The 16358-nt window shown below is 52.6% G+C and carries 15 protein-coding genes and 2 pseudogenes; 9 read left to right on the top strand and 8 right to left on the bottom strand.

All coding sequences use genetic code 11. The features are described from left to right. Positions 1–145 precede the first annotated feature (145 nt). The 4 genes and pseudogenes from MCJ35_RS16630 to MCJ35_RS32155 all read left to right on the top strand — a co-directional run. Positions 146–1696 (top strand): ABC transporter ATP-binding protein, encoded by a 1551-nt coding sequence (locus MCJ35_RS16630; RefSeq protein WP_034577798.1) that lies wholly within the window; start codon positions 146–148, stop codon positions 1694–1696. After that, a complete protein-coding gene (locus MCJ35_RS16625) occupies positions 1677–2741 on the top strand; it encodes an ABC transporter permease (RefSeq protein ID WP_008718371.1) in 1065 nt (354 codons plus the stop codon). The genes MCJ35_RS16630 and MCJ35_RS16625 overlap by 20 nt, the downstream gene beginning before the upstream one ends. A 4-nt stretch (positions 2742–2745) precedes the next feature. Continuing rightward, on the top strand, positions 2746–3663 hold the full coding sequence (locus MCJ35_RS16620) for an ABC transporter permease (RefSeq protein WP_008718370.1): 918 nt from the start codon (positions 2746–2748) through the stop codon (positions 3661–3663). 273 nt (positions 3664–3936) lie between these two features. After that, positions 3937–4074: pseudogene (locus MCJ35_RS32155) on the top strand (DUF6783 domain-containing protein); the annotation flags it as partial. On the opposite strand, the pseudogene MCJ35_RS32150 reads toward MCJ35_RS32155, so the two are convergent. Next, positions 4051–4188 (bottom strand): annotated as a pseudogene (locus MCJ35_RS32150) (DUF6783 domain-containing protein); the annotation flags it as partial. The pseudogenes MCJ35_RS32155 and MCJ35_RS32150 sit on opposite strands and share 24 nt — an antisense overlap. A 238-nt stretch (positions 4189–4426) precedes the next feature. Here MCJ35_RS32150 and MCJ35_RS16615 point away from each other — a divergent pair. Next, the gene (locus MCJ35_RS16615) at positions 4427–5065 is read left to right on the top strand and encodes a type I phosphoribosyltransferase (protein ID WP_025486344.1); all 639 of its coding nucleotides are present in this window, start codon (positions 4427–4429) and stop codon (positions 5063–5065) included. Between the two features lie 69 nt (positions 5066–5134). Here the strand turns inward: MCJ35_RS16615 and MCJ35_RS16610 are convergent, their stop codons facing one another. From MCJ35_RS16610 to MCJ35_RS16580, 7 genes are all read right to left on the bottom strand, one after another. Next, positions 5135–5995: a barstar family protein gene (locus tag MCJ35_RS16610; RefSeq protein WP_025486345.1), complete on the bottom strand. Its 861-nt coding sequence runs from the start codon at positions 5993–5995 to the stop codon at positions 5135–5137. A gap of 307 nt (positions 5996–6302) precedes the next feature. After that, complete coding sequence (locus MCJ35_RS16605; protein WP_025486348.1) at positions 6303–7010, bottom strand: ABC transporter ATP-binding protein; 708 nt, start codon at positions 7008–7010, stop codon at positions 6303–6305. Further along, entirely contained in the window at positions 6997–7851 is an 855-nt protein-coding gene (locus MCJ35_RS16600; protein WP_008718363.1) for an ABC transporter ATP-binding protein, read from the bottom strand. The genes MCJ35_RS16605 and MCJ35_RS16600 overlap by 14 nt, the downstream gene beginning before the upstream one ends. Continuing rightward, positions 7851–8966, bottom strand: coding sequence for a branched-chain amino acid ABC transporter permease (locus tag MCJ35_RS16595; RefSeq protein WP_008718362.1), 1116 nt, complete (start codon positions 8964–8966; stop codon positions 7851–7853). The genes MCJ35_RS16600 and MCJ35_RS16595 overlap by 1 nt, the downstream gene beginning before the upstream one ends. A gap of 10 nt (positions 8967–8976) precedes the next feature. Beyond that, positions 8977–9858 carry a branched-chain amino acid ABC transporter permease gene (locus tag MCJ35_RS16590; protein ID WP_008718361.1) on the bottom strand — a complete coding sequence of 294 codons (882 nt, stop codon included), beginning with the start codon at positions 9856–9858 and terminating at the stop codon, positions 8977–8979. Positions 9859–10010: 152 nt separating this feature from the next. Continuing rightward, positions 10011–11171, bottom strand: a complete 1161-nt coding sequence (locus MCJ35_RS16585; RefSeq protein ID WP_008718360.1) for an ABC transporter substrate-binding protein — start codon at positions 11169–11171, stop codon at positions 10011–10013. Between the two features lie 153 nt (positions 11172–11324). After that, entirely contained in the window at positions 11325–12203 is an 879-nt protein-coding gene (locus MCJ35_RS16580; RefSeq protein WP_008718359.1) for a helix-turn-helix domain-containing protein, read from the bottom strand. A 153-nt stretch (positions 12204–12356) separates the two neighbouring features. On the opposite strand from MCJ35_RS16580, the gene dapF (MCJ35_RS16575) reads away from it, so the two are divergent. The 4 genes from dapF (MCJ35_RS16575) to dapF (MCJ35_RS16560) all read left to right on the top strand — a co-directional run bounded on the left by dapF (MCJ35_RS16575) (position 12357) and on the right by dapF (MCJ35_RS16560) (position 16160). Beyond that, positions 12357–13217, top strand: a complete 861-nt coding sequence (gene dapF, locus MCJ35_RS16575; RefSeq protein WP_008718358.1) for a diaminopimelate epimerase — start codon at positions 12357–12359, stop codon at positions 13215–13217. A 163-nt stretch (positions 13218–13380) separates the two neighbouring features. Further along, a complete protein-coding gene (glnA, locus tag MCJ35_RS16570) occupies positions 13381–14718 on the top strand; it encodes a type I glutamate--ammonia ligase (protein ID WP_025486350.1) in 1338 nt (445 codons plus the stop codon). 53 nt (positions 14719–14771) lie between these two features. After that, positions 14772–15320 carry an ANTAR domain-containing response regulator gene (locus tag MCJ35_RS16565; RefSeq protein ID WP_025486351.1) on the top strand — a complete coding sequence of 183 codons (549 nt, stop codon included), beginning with the start codon at positions 14772–14774 and terminating at the stop codon, positions 15318–15320. Between the two features lie 9 nt (positions 15321–15329). Next, positions 15330–16160 carry a diaminopimelate epimerase gene (dapF, locus tag MCJ35_RS16560; protein WP_025486353.1) on the top strand — a complete coding sequence of 277 codons (831 nt, stop codon included), beginning with the start codon at positions 15330–15332 and terminating at the stop codon, positions 16158–16160. The last annotated feature ends 198 nt before the right edge of the window (positions 16161–16358 follow it).

The following is a 16358-nucleotide window of genomic DNA, read 5'->3' as shown; positions in this document are numbered from 1 at the left end:
TGCTGCAGGAATGGTTTTGGATGCAGCAGCCTTTTGGGTGTGGTTTTATATCAGCAATGTTTTATACCAGCGCGGTTTTACAGCGGTGCGGTTTTATAGCGGTGCGGCAGCTGCCGCGGGCCGCGCACCAATGGATTAAAGGAGGATGACGCTTGTGGATACACCGTTTTTTGAGTTGAGGAATGTATCAAAATATTTCGCCAGGGTAGTGGCCAACAAAGACATTTCCTTCTCCATACAAAGGGGGGAGGTTCTGGCCCTGTTAGGGGAAAACGGGGCGGGGAAGAGCACGGTCATGAAGATCCTGTACGGCCTTTATAAAGCGGATGAAGGGCAGATATTCATGGATGGAAAGGAACAGAAGATAGGCTCCCCAAAGGACGCCATGGCCCTGGGCATTTCCATGATCCAGCAGCATTTTTCCCTGGTAAATGCACATACGGTGACGGAAAACATCATACTGGGCAATGTACACGGCGTCATTGATTACGACCGATGCAGGAAAGAAGTGGAGGAGCTGGCAGGGCAGTATGGCTTTGATATCCCTGTGGATGCAAAGATTGCGGACCTGGCGGTCGGCGTACAGCAGAAGGTGGAGATATTAAAGGCCCTTTATCTGAAGACCAGCCTTCTTATCATGGATGAGCCTACGGCTGTCCTCACGCCCCAGGAATCGGAAACCCTGATGCAGTTTGTAAAGGAATACACGGCAAAGGGTAATTCCGTGATTTTCATAACCCACAAGATGAAGGAAGTCATGGAAGTGGCGGACCGGATTATTGTCATGAGGAATGGAAGGCTAACAGGGAACCTGACGGCCAAGGAAACCAATGAGGTGGAACTGGCAAGGCTTATGATGGGCAAGGAGATGGTGGTTGCAAAGCGGGAAGAGGAAGAGGATGGCATCAGAAAAAATGTATGCCTGGAGCTTAAAAACGTGACCGTGAAGCAGAAGGGCGCCATGCCGGTGCTGGATAACCTTTCCTTCCAGATCATGGAGGGGGAAATCTTCGGCGTGGCCGGGGTCAGCGGTAATGGGCAGGAGGAACTGTGCGAGGTCATCTGCGGCGCCCTTCCCGTTACGGAAGGAAGCGTATTCCTTAAAGGAAAGGATATCACGGGCACCTCGGTCAGGGAACGGATCGGTCTTGGAATCGGCTATGTGCCTGTGGACCGGTACAGGGACGCCATGGTTGGGGAAATGACCCTGGCTGAGAATATGATGCTCAAGACAAGCTTTGACCGGACATGGACCAGACACGGCTTCCTCAACCGGAAAAAGCTGTATGACTATACCCGGAAAGCCATCGAGGATTTTGAAATCAAGGCCCCGGGGCCGGATGCCCAGATACGCGGGCTTTCAGGAGGCAACCAGCAGAAGGTGATCCTGGCAAGGGAAGTGGGCAATGCCGGGGAAATGCTGATCATGGACCAGCCCACCCGCGGCCTGGACCTGGGGGCCATCAACAATATACACACCAGCATACTGGAAGAGCGCAGGAAGGGCAAGGGCATTCTTCTGGTATCCACGGAACTGTCTGAGATTTTTGAACTGTGCGACCGGATTGCGGTTATATATAAGGGCGCGTTTATGGGAATCTACCGCCATGATGAACTGACAACGGAGCGGATCGGGCTTCTCATGGCAGGCTACAAAGAAGAGGAGGGGACAATGCATGAATGGGAAAATACGTGATATGATTGTGACCAACGCGGTTGCCATACTTGCCGGCCTGCTGCTTTCCGGTCTGATGCTTCTTATGCTGCATATCAATCCGGTGGAGGTATTTACATACTCCGTCACCACCATGCTGACGGATAAATATACCACGGGGGAGGTTTTCTTAAAGGCAACGCCCCTTATATTCACTGCGCTGGCATTTGCATTTACCTTTAAGGCCAACCTGTTCAATATCGGCGCACAGGGCCAGTTCTATATGGGCGCCGTGGCTGCCATTGCGCTGTCCCTTAAACTGGACGGCAAGGTGCCGGCGCCGGTGCTTCTGGTGGTTGTCTGTCTTGCGACGGCAGTGGCAGGCGGCCTGATTGGTGCTTTAATCGGGTTCCTGAAAGCCCATTACAAGGCAAATGAATTCCTTGTAAGCATGATGTCAACCTATGTTGCGCTGAATGTGATGAACTATCTGCTGCGCACCTTCCTAAAGGAGTCCAAGGGGGAGTATCCCCAGACAGACGCCATCACAAGGGCGGCGTGGCTGCCGACCATTGTAAAGGGAACCAGGCTCCATGCGGGGTTTGTGCTGGCTGTGCTGGTGGCAATCGGCATCTGGATCCTTCTGTACAAGACGCCTCTTGGATACCGCATCCGCGCGGTTGGAAGCAATGATTCCGCGGCCAGGATGTCCGGCATCAACTCTAAAAAGGTATTTGTGACCGCTTTCTTCATCAGCGGCGCCCTGGCCGGAATGGCTGGATTCACAGAGGTAAACGGCGTGCAGCACATGCTGATCCAGGATTTTAACAGCGGGGTTGGTTCCGCAGGCCTGGGCATCGCCATACTGGCCAATGCCAATCCAATCGGTATCATTTTTGCATCCATCCTCTTCGGCGCCCTTGGTGTCATGGGCAACCTGATGGGCCGTATGCCGGGGGTAAACGTACCGTCCAGCATCGTGGATCTGATGCAGGGGTTCGTCATGCTGTTTGTCATTGTCTCCTATTTCTTCCGGCATTATCTGGAGAACCGGAGAGAAAAACTGAAACTGCAGAAAGGAGCGTAAGGCTATGGTTGTAAGTTTATTGAAACGTGCGTTGATGATGAGTACGCCTCTGCTTTTCGGCTCCATCGCAGAGGTGGTTGCGGAGCGTTCCGGCATGATGGTAACTGCCATTGAGGGCATTTTCCTCATGGGCGCCTGGGGCGGATTCGTGGGAACCTATATTACGGGCAATGCCTTTATCGGCATCCTGTGCGCCATCCTGGCAGGTGTGGCCGCGGCCGCTGTTTATGGGGTGGTGTGTATCTATCTGAAGCAGCACCAGGTGGTTACGGGAACCGCCATCAACGTGCTGGCAGCCGGTATCTGCACGTACCTTCAGAGGGTGTTCTTCGGTGTCCCCACCACGCCCCTGAAAATCAGTCCCCTGCCTGAGATTGCCATTCCGGTGCTCAGCAGGATTCCGGTGCTTGGGCCGGTGCTGTTCCAGCAGAATATACTGACCTATATTGTGTACCTGATTATTCCGGTGTCTTATTTTGTACTGTTTAAGACATCCATCGGGCTGACCATCCGCTCCACGGGGGAGAACCCGGAGGCAGTGGACGTGGCTGGTATCAATGTGAATACGGTGCGTTTCCTCACCGTGCTGCTGGCAGGCGTTATGGGCGGCGTGGCAGGCTCGTTTTACTCGGTTGGGTATCTGGGGATGTTCACCACCAACATGATCGGAGGGCGCGGATGGATTGCATTTGCCATCTGTTTCCTTGGGAACTGGAATCCAAAGGGGGCTGTGATCGGCACGGTGGTGTTCGGACTGGCGGAGGCCGTGGCTATCTATATGCAGTCCATGGGCGGAGGCGGATACTTCCCCAATGAGCTGTTCATTGCACTGCCTTATATATTGACGATTGTGCTGACGGTTTCAAGGAAGAGTTTTAATGTGCCGGCGAAACTGGGGGTTAGTTATAGTAAGGAGAATTGAGTGGTTGTGGGAGGTACGTCCGCGAAGCCGGGCGGGGCTTGTCCTGCGCGGGTTTGGGCGGGTTCCTTAGGGCGGCTGTGAATCGGACGCGGAGTTGCGGAGGCAGCAGCTTCTAAGAACCTGACAGATGAAAAGACGGGGGACCGGTGCTATTCACGTAGAAATCCTGATGGACTTTCTACGTTCAGAGCACCTTGGATTCCTGCTTTGATGCAGGAATCCACCCCCGTCTTTTCATCTGCCAGGTCCTAAGAAGCTGCTGCCTCCTCCACTATGCGTCCAATCCACAGCTGCCCTGGGGCGTGTTTGCAAATTCATTCCCGCCATCTACACGCCCCACTTCGCGGTATATTTAGTCCCAATTCGGTCAACGTAGCCCGCTACGCCTCCCTCATCGGGACTAAATCTCCCACAAAGTGGGACGCACAGCTGACGGAAAGCAATTTTCAAACACGCCCTAAGGAACCCTCCCGCCCCGCACAGGACAAGCCCCGCCCGGCTTCCCGGACTGTGTACTCCGGCCATGAAGGAAAGGATGGGGGATTCGCGGTGGGGGTTTTGTTGGCTGGAGGGAGAAGGATTTTTGATAAATGTTCTTTGGTGTGGTTGAAAACTGTCAAATGGATTTTGGGATGATAAATTATACGACTCTTGTGCGGGAATGGTTTTTTTAGTATAATAATAGATAGATACTGATGTTGGAAAAAGGAGTGTGCTTGAAGGCTTGACTTCAAACATGCCCGATGCAGAAGGGGGCGTTTTTATGGATGTTAAGTATACAAAGATTCAGACAGCGGGATGTAATGCGCCGCTGAAGATTACACCCGGTCATTTTGCAACCAATCATGCCCATATCAATTATTATCTTGATATGACCACCCTGAAGACCAGGCTTAGTGAGGCAAGGGAGATTGCAAAGAGCCTGGTGGGGATGTTCCTCTATGATACGGTGGTGGATACGATCGTGTGCCTGGAGGGAACCCAGGTCATTGGGGCGTTTCTGGCGGATGAGCTGACCAGCGCGGGCGTCCTTTCCATGAATGCACATAAGACCATGTACATAGTGACCCCGGAGTATAATAGCAACAGCCAGATGATTTTTAAGGAGAATAACCTTCCTATGATCAGGGATAAGAACGTCCTTATCATGACGGCGTCTGTTACCACGGGACTGGCCCTTAATAAGGGGATTGAGGCCATTCAGTATTATGGCGGCATCCTGAGAGGGGTTACTGCCATATTCAGCGCTGTGGATGAGGTGAATGGGTATCGGATTACTTCTATTTTTGGTAAGAAGGATGTGCCGGATTACGCATATTATGATTATAGGGACTGTCCTTTGTGCAGGGAGAAGCGTAAGCTGGATGCACTGGTGAATGCTTATGGATTCACACAGCTGTGATGGCTGGATGATGGAAGTGGATGCAGGTATGGTGTACGGCTGGCAGCCGATGCCATACCTGCTTCTGTTTTATGTATAGATGCATTGGCAATGCCCATATAGACGGGTATATCTTGCCATGATTTTTTCGAATGCGGCTGCATCCCCGGGCTGTTTTTCTTTGTAAATATCCCAACCGCGCAGGATGATCCTGTCCGGCATGGGGATGAGTCCGGTTATGCCATCCCAGTAGGCGTCCCAGTTCATTCCGTAAAAGTCCGGCATGTTTAGCCTGCTTTTGATGATTGCCTGTAGTTCTTTGGGGGTGTTTATGGGGGTTACATTGATTTCAATCACGTTCAGCTCCCGTTTTTTATAACAGAGAAGATGTCCGTCCATATCCAACAGGTGGTGGTTTCCATCCCAGTCCGTAAAGGAAATCTGCTTATCATCTATGTTAAGGTGGTAATCCGGGTTGATCAGGATGTCCGTGGTTGAATAGGTCCAGACTTCACGGAATGCTTTGTCCAGCATCTTTACTTCTAATTCCCCGTAGATGATATAGTTGTTTCCAACAGGATAGATGGAATAGTAGGTCCCGAAATTGTTTTTTATCCGGTGGATATCATGACTTCCAGGGTCCATGGCACTCTTTAGTGATAATACCACGATGACGGCATCCAGCAGTATGATAAGCGTATCGTTCCGTAAGATAACGGAATCCTTTCCCACATTGGAACAGTAGTCCCCTACCAGGATGATTGTTACAGTCCCGCCATCTGAAAAATCTTCGACCGCGATGGAATGACAGGAATAATGTCCTCCGTCATGGATGGTTGATATTGCCCGGATTTCCATGTCATATGGCTTATTGTCAACGGAATCCGGTGTATAGGTCATATCCCTGGAAACCGTTATATTAAACTTTTCATTGAAGATATTTATATCCATACCTTTTACCTCCCCGCAGGTGTGATTTGGCTGGTTTAATCCTGTCTTTCTGACAGGAAACCTATGATGCTTGGGACGGATTTAGACAGGGGTGCGGTATAGGGGATATCCATGGGTGTATAAGGACATAAGCGGGCAGGGATATAAATGTATATGGATGATTGTAAATCAGGATGTCCACACACAAGGACAAGGGAGGGGATGGTCTGGATTGGTTCCCATTGTCCAATCCAGGCCATCCTCCTCCCTTGTGTTTTATCGTCTGCTTTTATACAGCCCAGGTTTCCCTTGCAATCTGAAGCGGTGTTTAATTCTTTTTCTTTCCCAGATATGCCGCCTTTACCGACTCGTCTGCCAGCAGCTCCCTGCCGGTGCCGGTCAGGGCAATGCGTCCTGTTTCCAGTACATACCCCTGGTCGGCAATCCTCAGGGCCATGTTGGCGTTCTGCTCGATTAAGAGGATGGTCACGCCCTGCTTGTTTATCTCCTTGATGATGCTGAATATGTCCTTAACAATCAGGGGAGCCAGACCGAGGGACGGCTCATCCATCATCATCAGCTTGGGACGGCTCATGAGGGCCCTTGCAACGGCCAGCATCTGCTGCTCGCCGCCGGAAAGGGTGCCGGCCAGCTGCCAGCTTCTTTCCTTTAGACGGGGAAACAGGTCGTAGACCCAGTTGATATTGTCCTCCAGGGAATCGCTTCTTAAGTAGGCCCCAATCTTGATGTTCTCTATTACCGTCATGTCGGGGAATACCCGGCGGCCTTCCGGTACCAGGGTAATGCCCTTTGCCACGATATCCGGCGTGTCCATGCCCAGAAGCTCCGCGCCGTCAAACTGGATGGAACCGCCGGAGGCCTTGACCAGTCCTGTGATGGAACGCAGGGTGGTGCTTTTTCCCGCGCCGTTGGCGCCAATCAGGGTGACAATGGATTTTTCCGGGACCTCGAAGCTGATGCCTTTTACGGCTTCAATCCCCCCATAGTTTACCCTCAGATCTTTAATCGTTAACATCGTCACTCACCCCCAGATATGCTTCAATTACTTTTGGATTGTTCTGTACCTCATCCGGCGTGCCATGGGCTATGAGCTTGCCGAAATCCAGTACATAGATGCGGTCGGATATCTGCATGACCAGGTCCATATGGTGCTCAATCATGAATATGGTCAGATGGTAGTCATCCCGGATCTGCCTGATGAAATCGGTCAGGTCCTGTGTCTCCTGGGGATTCATACCCGCGGCAGGCTCGTCAAGAAGGAGCAGGCTGGGGTTGGTGGCCAGCGCGCGTGCAATCTCCAGACGGCGCTGCAGGCCGTAGGGCAGGGAGGAGGCAATCTCATCCTTAAGGTGTGCCAGGCCCTGCATTTTAAGAAGCTCCATGGATTCATCCCGCATCCGCTTTTCCTCTGCATGGTTTAAACGCAGAGTGGCGGAGAATACGTTCTGTTTGGCGCGCATGTGCTTTGCAATCAGTACATTGTCAAATACGGTCAGGTTGCCGAAGAGACGGATGTTCTGGAATGTCCTGGCAATCCCAAGCTTTGTCACTTCATCCGGCGTCTTGCGCACGGGCGTAAGCTCCTTTGGCGCCACGTCCCCGGCGTAGAGACGGCGCATCTTGCCCTGAGGCGTGTCGGCCAGGATCATTTCCCCGTTAAAGGAAACAGAGCCGTAGGTGGGCTGGTAGATGCCTGTCACACAGTTGAAGGCAGTGGTCTTGCCGGCGCCGTTGGGTCCGATGAGGGCCACGATTTCGCGTTCATTTACATCTAAGGATAATCCGTTGACAGCTACCACGCCGCCGAACTGCATGGTTACGTTGTCCATGTGAAGTACGTTTTTCATGTTATCCATTACTTGGCACCTCCTTTTTTGGAGGCGGCTTTCTTACCGCGGCCTTTCTTCAGCCTGTCGGGTATGCCGCGTATGAGCCGGGACAGTCCGTCCCAGGAAAACTCGTTGTTGCCCATGATCCCGCGGCGGTAGAACAGCACCACTACCATCAAAAGGATGGAGAAGATGACCATGCGGAAACCGGAACGGAACAGCGGGATATGCACCCCTGCAATGGTTAACGGGTCATCAAAGAACCGCAGCAGTTCACGTCCCGAGGTTACCAGGAACGCGCCCAGGACGCTTCCCGTGACGCTTCCGATACCGCCCAGGACCACAATCAGAAGAAGGTCGTAGGTAAGCGCCACCTGGAAGGTCTTGGAATCGATGGAGCGCATGAACATGGCCAGCATCCCGCCCCCAACCCCGGTGAAGAAAGAGGAGATGACAAAGGAAAGCTCCTTGTAGCGGAACAGGTTAAGTCCCATGGACTGGGCTGCAATCTCATCCTCGCGGATGGCCTTAAAGACACGGCCGTAGGAGGAGTTGATTAACAGTACCATGAGCGCGATGCAGAGGGCTGCCAGACCGAATACAGCAAAGATATTGGGGAAGCCGGGGATGCTTTTCAGACCGTAGGAACCGTTGGTGACAGTGTCAAACATGGGCGCTGCGATGAAGGCGCGGATGATTTCTGAAAAGCCAAGGGTTGCGATGGCCAGGTAATCGCTCTTAAGGCGCAGCACCGGGATGCCGATAAGGGCGGCCAGGACAGCGGCGGCAAGCCCGCCAAGGAGCAGGGCCACGGGGATGGGAAGCGCTACATTGGCAATCACGGGTGAGATCCCGCTCACATAGTATACGCTGGCACGGGAGCCTACAGGGATGGTGAATATGGCCACGACATAGGCCCCGATTGCCATGAAGCCTGCCTGCCCAAGGGAGAACAGCCCGGTAAAGCCGGTGAGCAGGTTCATGGAAACAGCCACCACCGCATAGATGGCGCTCCGCTCCAGGATGGATATCTGATAACTGTATTCTGCCGTGTCAGACTGCAGGAATGCCAGGATTCCAATGAGCACGGCCAGGGCAATGATGGTATAAACCTTGTTTTTGTTCTTTGTCATATTCTTCATGTCCGCCACCTCACACTTTATCGGTTGTCTTCTCACCAAACAGGCCGGTCGGGCGGATGAGAAGCATAACAATCAACAGGATAAATGTAAATGCGTCACTGAAGGTGGACTGTCCCATGGCAACCAGGGCTGTCTCCCCAAGTCCAAGGATGAAACCACCGATGACAGCGCCGGGAATGCTTCCGATACCGCCGAATACAGCGGCAACAAAGCATTTGAGGCCGGGCAGTGCGCCTGAGAACGGGAATACGGTCATACGGTCCGTGAAATAGAGGATGGAACCGATTCCTGCCAGCAGGGAACCCACTGCAAAGGTGAAGGAGATGGTCTTATTGATTTTGATGCCCATCAGGGACGCGGTTTCGTAATCCTTGGAAACAGCCCTCATTGCCATGCCGATTTTGGTGTGGTTGATCAGGAGTATCAGAAGATATACCAGGACCAGGGTCAGGACTGGCGTGAGGAAGGTTACGAAGGATGCGGAAAGACCGCCTATCTGGTAAATCCTCTTTAAGAAAGGAATCTCAGGATATCCCTTTGGAAGGGCCGTGAACAGATAGGTAGCAAGGTTCTGCAGCAGATACGATACGCCAATGGCTGAAATCATGACGGACATCCTGGGGGAAGAACGCAGGGGACGGTAAGCCACCCGTTCAATGGTAACACCAAGGACAACGGTGACAATCAGGGTAACCGGGATTGCGATGAACCAGGGAAGGCTGGCCATTGCGAAAATCATAAAATAACCTGCCATCATGAATATGTCGCCATGGGCGAAATTAATCAGACGGAGGATGCCGTATACCAGTGTATAGCCGATGGCAATCAGCGCATAGGCGCCGCCAAGGGAGATACCGGTCAGGCACTGCTGTAGAAATGTTGTTAAACTCATAAGAGTCTGCCTCCTGTTTTCTTAATAATTGTATCCTGCAGGGAATGGCATGAGGACATGGTATCCTGCGCCTCCGCCATAAGCCGGAGAAAGGCCGCGGGGCAATGGCTGCCGCCTGCGGCCTCTGTGTCATATGTAACTGTCAGATGACCTTACTCTACGGTTGTAGTTGTAAGGAACTGGAACTTGCCATCCTTGATGGTCTTGATGAAGGCGATATCCTTGTTGGCATCACCTGTCTCATTAAAGGTAATGCTTCCGGTCACGCCGTCAATCTGGACGCCCTTCAGCGCATCGCGGATTGCAGTGGTGTCGGTGGAATTAGCTGTCTCGATGGCCTTGATGGCTGCCAGGTAGGAATCATAGCCCAGTGCGGATACGGCCGGGATGATGTCTTCCTGTTTGTTCTTTACCAGATATTCCTTGAAGCCCTTGATGAAGGCGGCTGCCTCGTCATTGGCCGGTTCAGCCTCGTCAAAGAAGGTGGAAAGCACAACGCCCTCGGCATCCTTGCCCGCGTTCTCGATGATGGTGGAGTTCTCCCATGTATCGCCTGCAGCGATGGTTGCCGTAATGCCAAGCTCCCTGGCCTGCTTGATGATAAGCGGTGCAGTGGTGATGGAGGATGGCGCGAAGATGATGTCAGGGTTGGCTGCCTTGATATTGGTCAGGATTGCCTTGAAATCAGTCTGGTTGGTCTGGAACTGCTCCTCGCTTACGATTTCCCCGCCTAATTTGGCGAATGCATCCTTAAAGAAGGAACCAAGGCCTGAGGAGTAGTCATCGCCCAGCTGGGTGATCACAGCAGCGCTCTTTGCTCCGTTCTGGAATGCGTAGTTAGCCATTACCGTGCCCTGGAACGGGTCGATGAAGCAGACACGGAAGTAAAAATCATTGCCCTCCGTTACCTGCGGGTTGGTACAGGAACAGCCGATGGCAGGGATCTTGGCGTCTGCGAATATCTGTCCGGCTGCAATGGATACGCCGGAGCCGTAGCTTCCAAGGACCACGCTTACCTTCTCGCTTACCAGCTTCTGTGCTGCGTTGACAGCCTCTGTCTTATCGGACTTGTTGTCAACCTCCACCAGCTCTACTTTGTATTCCTCGCCATTGATTGTTACGGTTGGGTGCATCTCTTTTGCATAACGGATACCCAGTACTTCCTGGAATCCGCCGCCGCCGTTCTCACCTGTGGTCGGTTCAAACACGCCGATCTTGATGACTTTTTCTTCTGCTTTCTTGCCGCATCCTGCAAGGGAACCTGCAACAAGACACGCGGCCATGGTTACGGCCATGATTTTCCTGATTCTCATACTACAATCCTCCTCATTTCATGAATGATCCATTGATTCCAAATCCCCTGCGCAAGGTGTGTTCATCTGGCAAAGACAACTGTCCTCAATGGGAAAACAATGAGTATATTATATCAGATATTACGAAAATTTCAAGAAAAAATCAGAAATACTTTAATTTTTACTGTTTTTTAACCGGACAGAACGTTTGGGCAGTTCTTTATAGTGCTGTTTATAAGCCCTGAGAAAGGTGGAATAGTTCTGGAACCCGGACGAAAAGCAGCTTTCGGTCGCACTTTTTCCCTGGGCAAGCAGGTCGCGGGCCCGTAACAGCCGCTTTTCTGTGATATAGTTTCCGATGGTGTAACCGGTTTCCTCCTTGAACATGCGCATCATGTGGTAGGGGCTGAGACAGCAGCTGTCAGAAAGGGTACGGATACTCAGGTCCCCGGACAGGTGCTCATTAATATAGGATATAAGTCCTGACACATGGTAGTTTAAAGTGCCGGTGGGGATGTACTGGGCGTTGGCGTCCATGGATGCCCGTCCAAGTTCCACCAGGAATTCGAGGCACAGCAGGCGGCAGTACAGCGGTCCTGCAAATTCTTCTTCCTGCCAGTTCTGGGCCCGCTCCAGCCTGCGAAGGAGGGACAGCATGGGACGGCGGGTATCCTCCTTTAAGCGCAGCACATTGGAATGGCGGTAGGCCGCGGTGGAAAAACAGCTGTCCAGGGAAGAACCATTTTCGCCGTACCGCTCCAGAAAGTCCGGGGACAGGTACAGGACCAGGCGCTCATAGGGGGATGTAAAATCCACCTGGGGGCGGTGGATCTGTCCGCGGTCCACCAACACAATGTCCCCGGGACAGAGGGAATAGGAACGGCCTTCGATTGTATAAGTTACATTTCCTTCCAGATGTACCAGGATCTTGAGGAAATCATGATAGTGGAAATCGTAGGTGCGCTGCAGTTTATCCTTAATGTGGAACAGACGGAAGTCGCCTTCCAGATATCCCTGCTTCTGGGTGGCAGGGGAGCCGTCGCTTATATACATGGATTATTCCTCCTTACAGGAACAGTATATACGAATGACAGCATTATTTGCAATATAAAATAGCATCATATCTATATTTTTATGATAAAATGCCTGATAAAATATAAAACAGGATGTAAAGTGGAATGCCTGGAAAATATGGAGGATATGGATATGAGGCTTATAGTGGAGAAATATCATGGACTGGGAAACGATTATCTGGTTTATGACCCTAATAAAAATGAAATGAAACTGAACCCGTCCAACGTGCAGCTGATGTGCAACCGGAATTTCGGCGTTGGGGCGGACGGCGTGCTGGAAGGGCCTGTGATTAGTGAGGACAGGATTTCCATGGTGGTGTGGAATCCGGACGGAAGCATTGCGGAGAAAAGCGGCAATGGGGTCAGGATATTTGCCAAATACCTGAAGGACGCGGGATATGTGCAGAAAAAGGATTTTACCATCTATTCCAGCGGAGGCGAGGCGGCAATCCACTACCTGAACGAGGAAGGGACACGGCTGAAGGCGTCCATGGGCAGGGCCTCCTTCTGGAGCAGCGACGTGCCGGTGGAAGGCCCGCGCAGGGAAATCATCAATGAGACAATGGTATTCGGACGGATTCCATATCCCGTGACCTGCCTGTCCGTGGGCAATCCCCACTGTGTCATCCTTATGGATGAGATATCTAAGGACCTGGTGTGCAGGATTGGGAAATATTCAGAGGGCGCAAGGCAGTTCCCGGAGAAAATCAATACGCAGATCATGAAGGTGCTTGACAGGACCCATATCCAGACCGAGGTTTACGAGCGGGGCGCAGGATATACCCTGGCCTCGGGCAGCGGATGCTGCGCGGCAGCGGCAGCGGCTTACCGTCTGGGATTGACAGACCCCAAGATGGTGGTCCAGATGCCCGGCGGAACATTGGAGATTGAGATTGACGAGGATGGCGTTGTGCACATGACCGGGGATGTGGGGTATGTGGGCACCATGAAATTAGGTAATCATTTCACAGAACAACTTCGCGCTTTAAAGTGATATTGGTAAAAAACACGAAATCGTCAATTCACATTGACAAATAAAAATTCTGTTGCTATATTTTTTGTAGAGCGAGGCGGGAGAGCTCCAGGGCGTCCCCGCCTTTCCTGTTTCACGGATCCACATGGTTGGTATTGCAGTTTGCAAGAGAGGGAGAATAGAGATGAGCAAATACAGTAAGGACGACATTATCCGCATGGTGGAGGAAGAGGATGTGGAGTTCATCCGCCTTCAGTTCACGGATATTTTTGGTATGCTTAAGAATGTGGCCATTACCTCCAGCCAGCTTGGGAAGGCGCTGGATAACCGCTGCATGTTTGACGGCTCCGCCATTGAGGGATTTGTAAGGATTGACGAGTCCGACATGTACCTGTACCCGGACCTGGATACCTTTGAGATATTCCCGTGGAGGCCCCAGCAGGGCAAGGTGGCAAGGCTGGTCTGCGATGTGTATAATCCGGACGGGACCGCATTTACGGGGGATCCCAGGAATGTGCTGAAGCGGGCGGTTAAGAAGGCCGCCGGCATGGGATATGTGTTCAATGTGGGACCTGAGTGCGAGTTCTTCCTTTTCCACACGGACGAGGAGGGAAGGCCCACCACCAATACCCATGAGACGGCCGGGTATTTTGACGTATCCCCCATTGACCTGGCTGAGAATGTCCGCCGGGACATCGTGCTTAACCTGGAAGAGATGGGATTTGAGATTGAGGCCAGCCACCATGAGATTGCCCCGGCCCAGCATGAGATTGATTTCCAGTACACGGATGCCCTGAGGGCGGCGGATAACATCATAACCTTCAAGATGGCGGCCAAGACAATTGCCAAGCGCCATGGCCTTCATGCCACCTTCATGCCAAAGCCGAAGGAAGGCATCAACGGTTCGGGGATGCATATCAATATGTCCCTGTCGGACGGGAACGGGAAGAACCTGTTTGCAGACGACTCGGACCCACTGAAGCTGAGCCGCACGGCCTACTATTTCATGGCGGGCATCCTGCACCATATGAAGCCTATGACCATCCTTACCAACCCGCTTGTGAATTCCTACAAGCGCCTGATACCTGGGTACGACGCGCCCATCTATATCGCCTGGTCGTCCACCTCCAACCGCAGTTCCCTTATCCGCATCCCTTCACCCAGAGGGGAAAGCACCAGGATTGAACTGCGCTGCCCGGATTCAGCCATGAACCCATACCTGGCCCTGGCGGCATGCCTGAGGGCTGGCCTGGACGGGATTGAGAAGCAGATGGAACTTCCGGAGTGCGTGGAAGGCAACATGTTCACCATGGCGCCGGAGGAGATGAAGTCCAGGAATGTGGAGCGCATACCGGAGACGCTGGGGGATGCCATTGAGGCGTTTGACGGGGACTGGTTCATGAAGGATGTCCTGGGGGACCATATCTATACCAAGTATCTGGAAGCAAAGGAAAAGGAGTGGCGCGATTTCAGGGCTCAGGTCACTGACTGGGAAGTAAGCGAATATCTTTATAAATATTGACGCCGGTACTGCAATGAGGTTCCGGTCCCAATGCTTGCTTGGAGGTGAGGCATGTGACTAACATTATCGTAGCGTTCTCCAAACCGGAGGATGGAAAGAATATAAAAGGGATTCTGGTGCGTAACGGCTATCAGGTGGTCGCTGTCTGTACATCCGGTTCACAGGCGCTGTCGGCGGCGGAAGGGGTGGGCAGCGGCATCGTGGTGAGCGGCTACCGGTTTGAGGATATGCTGTACGATGAGCTGCGCCAGTATCTGCCGGCTTCATTTGACATGCTGCTCATCTCCTCTCCCAGCCGTTGGGGAGGCCAGGCCCCGGGCAATGTAATCTGCCTTCCCATGCCCCTGAAGGTCCATGACCTTATAAGCACCCTGGAAATGATGGTGCAGGCCCAGGTCCGTTTCCGCCGGAAGATGAAAAACCGGCCCAGGGAGCGGAGCGGCGAGGAACGCAGGCTGATTGACGAGGCAAAGGCGCTGTTGATGGAGCGCAACAATATGACGGAATCAGAGGCTCACAGGTACATCCAGAAGTGCAGTATGGACAGCGGCACCAACCTGGTGGAAACAGCCCAGATGGTTATCAGTTTAATTCATGTGTGAGGTGTGGGAATGAAGTTTACAAAGATGCAGGGGATTGGCAACGATTATGTGTATGTAGACTGTTTTAAGGAACAGGTAAAGGAGCCGGGAAAGGTAGCCCGGTTCATAAGCGACCGTCACTTCGGGATAGGGGCGGACGGCCTTATCCTTATCTGCCCGTCCGGGAAGGCGGACTGCAGGATGGAGATGTACAATGCGGACGGTTCCCAGGGAACCATGTGCGGCAACGGGGTGCGGTGTGTGGGGAAGTACGCCTACGACCACGGCCTGGTGCCGGCTGACAGGAGGACCATGACCGTAGAGACGCTGGGCGGGATCAAGACCCTTGAACTGGAGGTGAAGGACGGGAAGGCCGTGTCAATCACCGTGGATATGGGAGAGGGGACCCTGACTTCAGACCTTCCTGAGGACATACAGGTGGATGGGAAGGATTACAGGTTTGTGGGCATCGATGTGGGCAATCCCCATGCGGTGTACTATATGGACGGCATTGACAGGCTGGATTTGGAGAAAACCGGCCCTGCCTTTGAATACCATGAGCGGTTTGCGCCGGACCGGGTGAACACGGAGTTCATAGAAGTGGTGGACCGGAAGCATCTCAACATGAGGGTCTGGGAGCGGGGCAGCGGGGAAACCTGGGCCTGCGGCACAGGCGCCACGGCCAGCGTGCTGGCATCCATCCTCATGGGGTATGTGGATGATGAGGCGGAGGTTTCCCTGCGCGGCGGAAAGCTTATGATACGCCTGGACCGCGCCACTGGCCGTCTTTTCATGACAGGCCCTGCGGTGGAAGTATTTAACGGAAGTATTGACATACCGCAGGAAATATATTATGATTGACAAGATGACTTTAATCAGTTAACACTTTAAACTATATGTAATCAATACACTCTCAGGGACCACGGGCACGAAGATGTGCTGTTTGTCTCTGTACAGGCCCTGTGATGGTGGTTATTTGCTGTCCTTTCAGTCCTGTACGGAGCCGGACGGGTTTCCTGGGAGCGTTTACGTTTATGGGAGACACGCCTTAGCACCGGG

The sequence above is a fragment of the Enterocloster sp. OA13 genome (assembly GCF_022440595.1).
Lineage (GTDB): Bacteria > Bacillota > Clostridia > Lachnospirales > Lachnospiraceae > Enterocloster > Enterocloster hominis.
The sequence above is the reverse complement of the archived record's forward strand: the minus strand, read 5'-3'. Positions and strand labels throughout refer to the sequence as shown.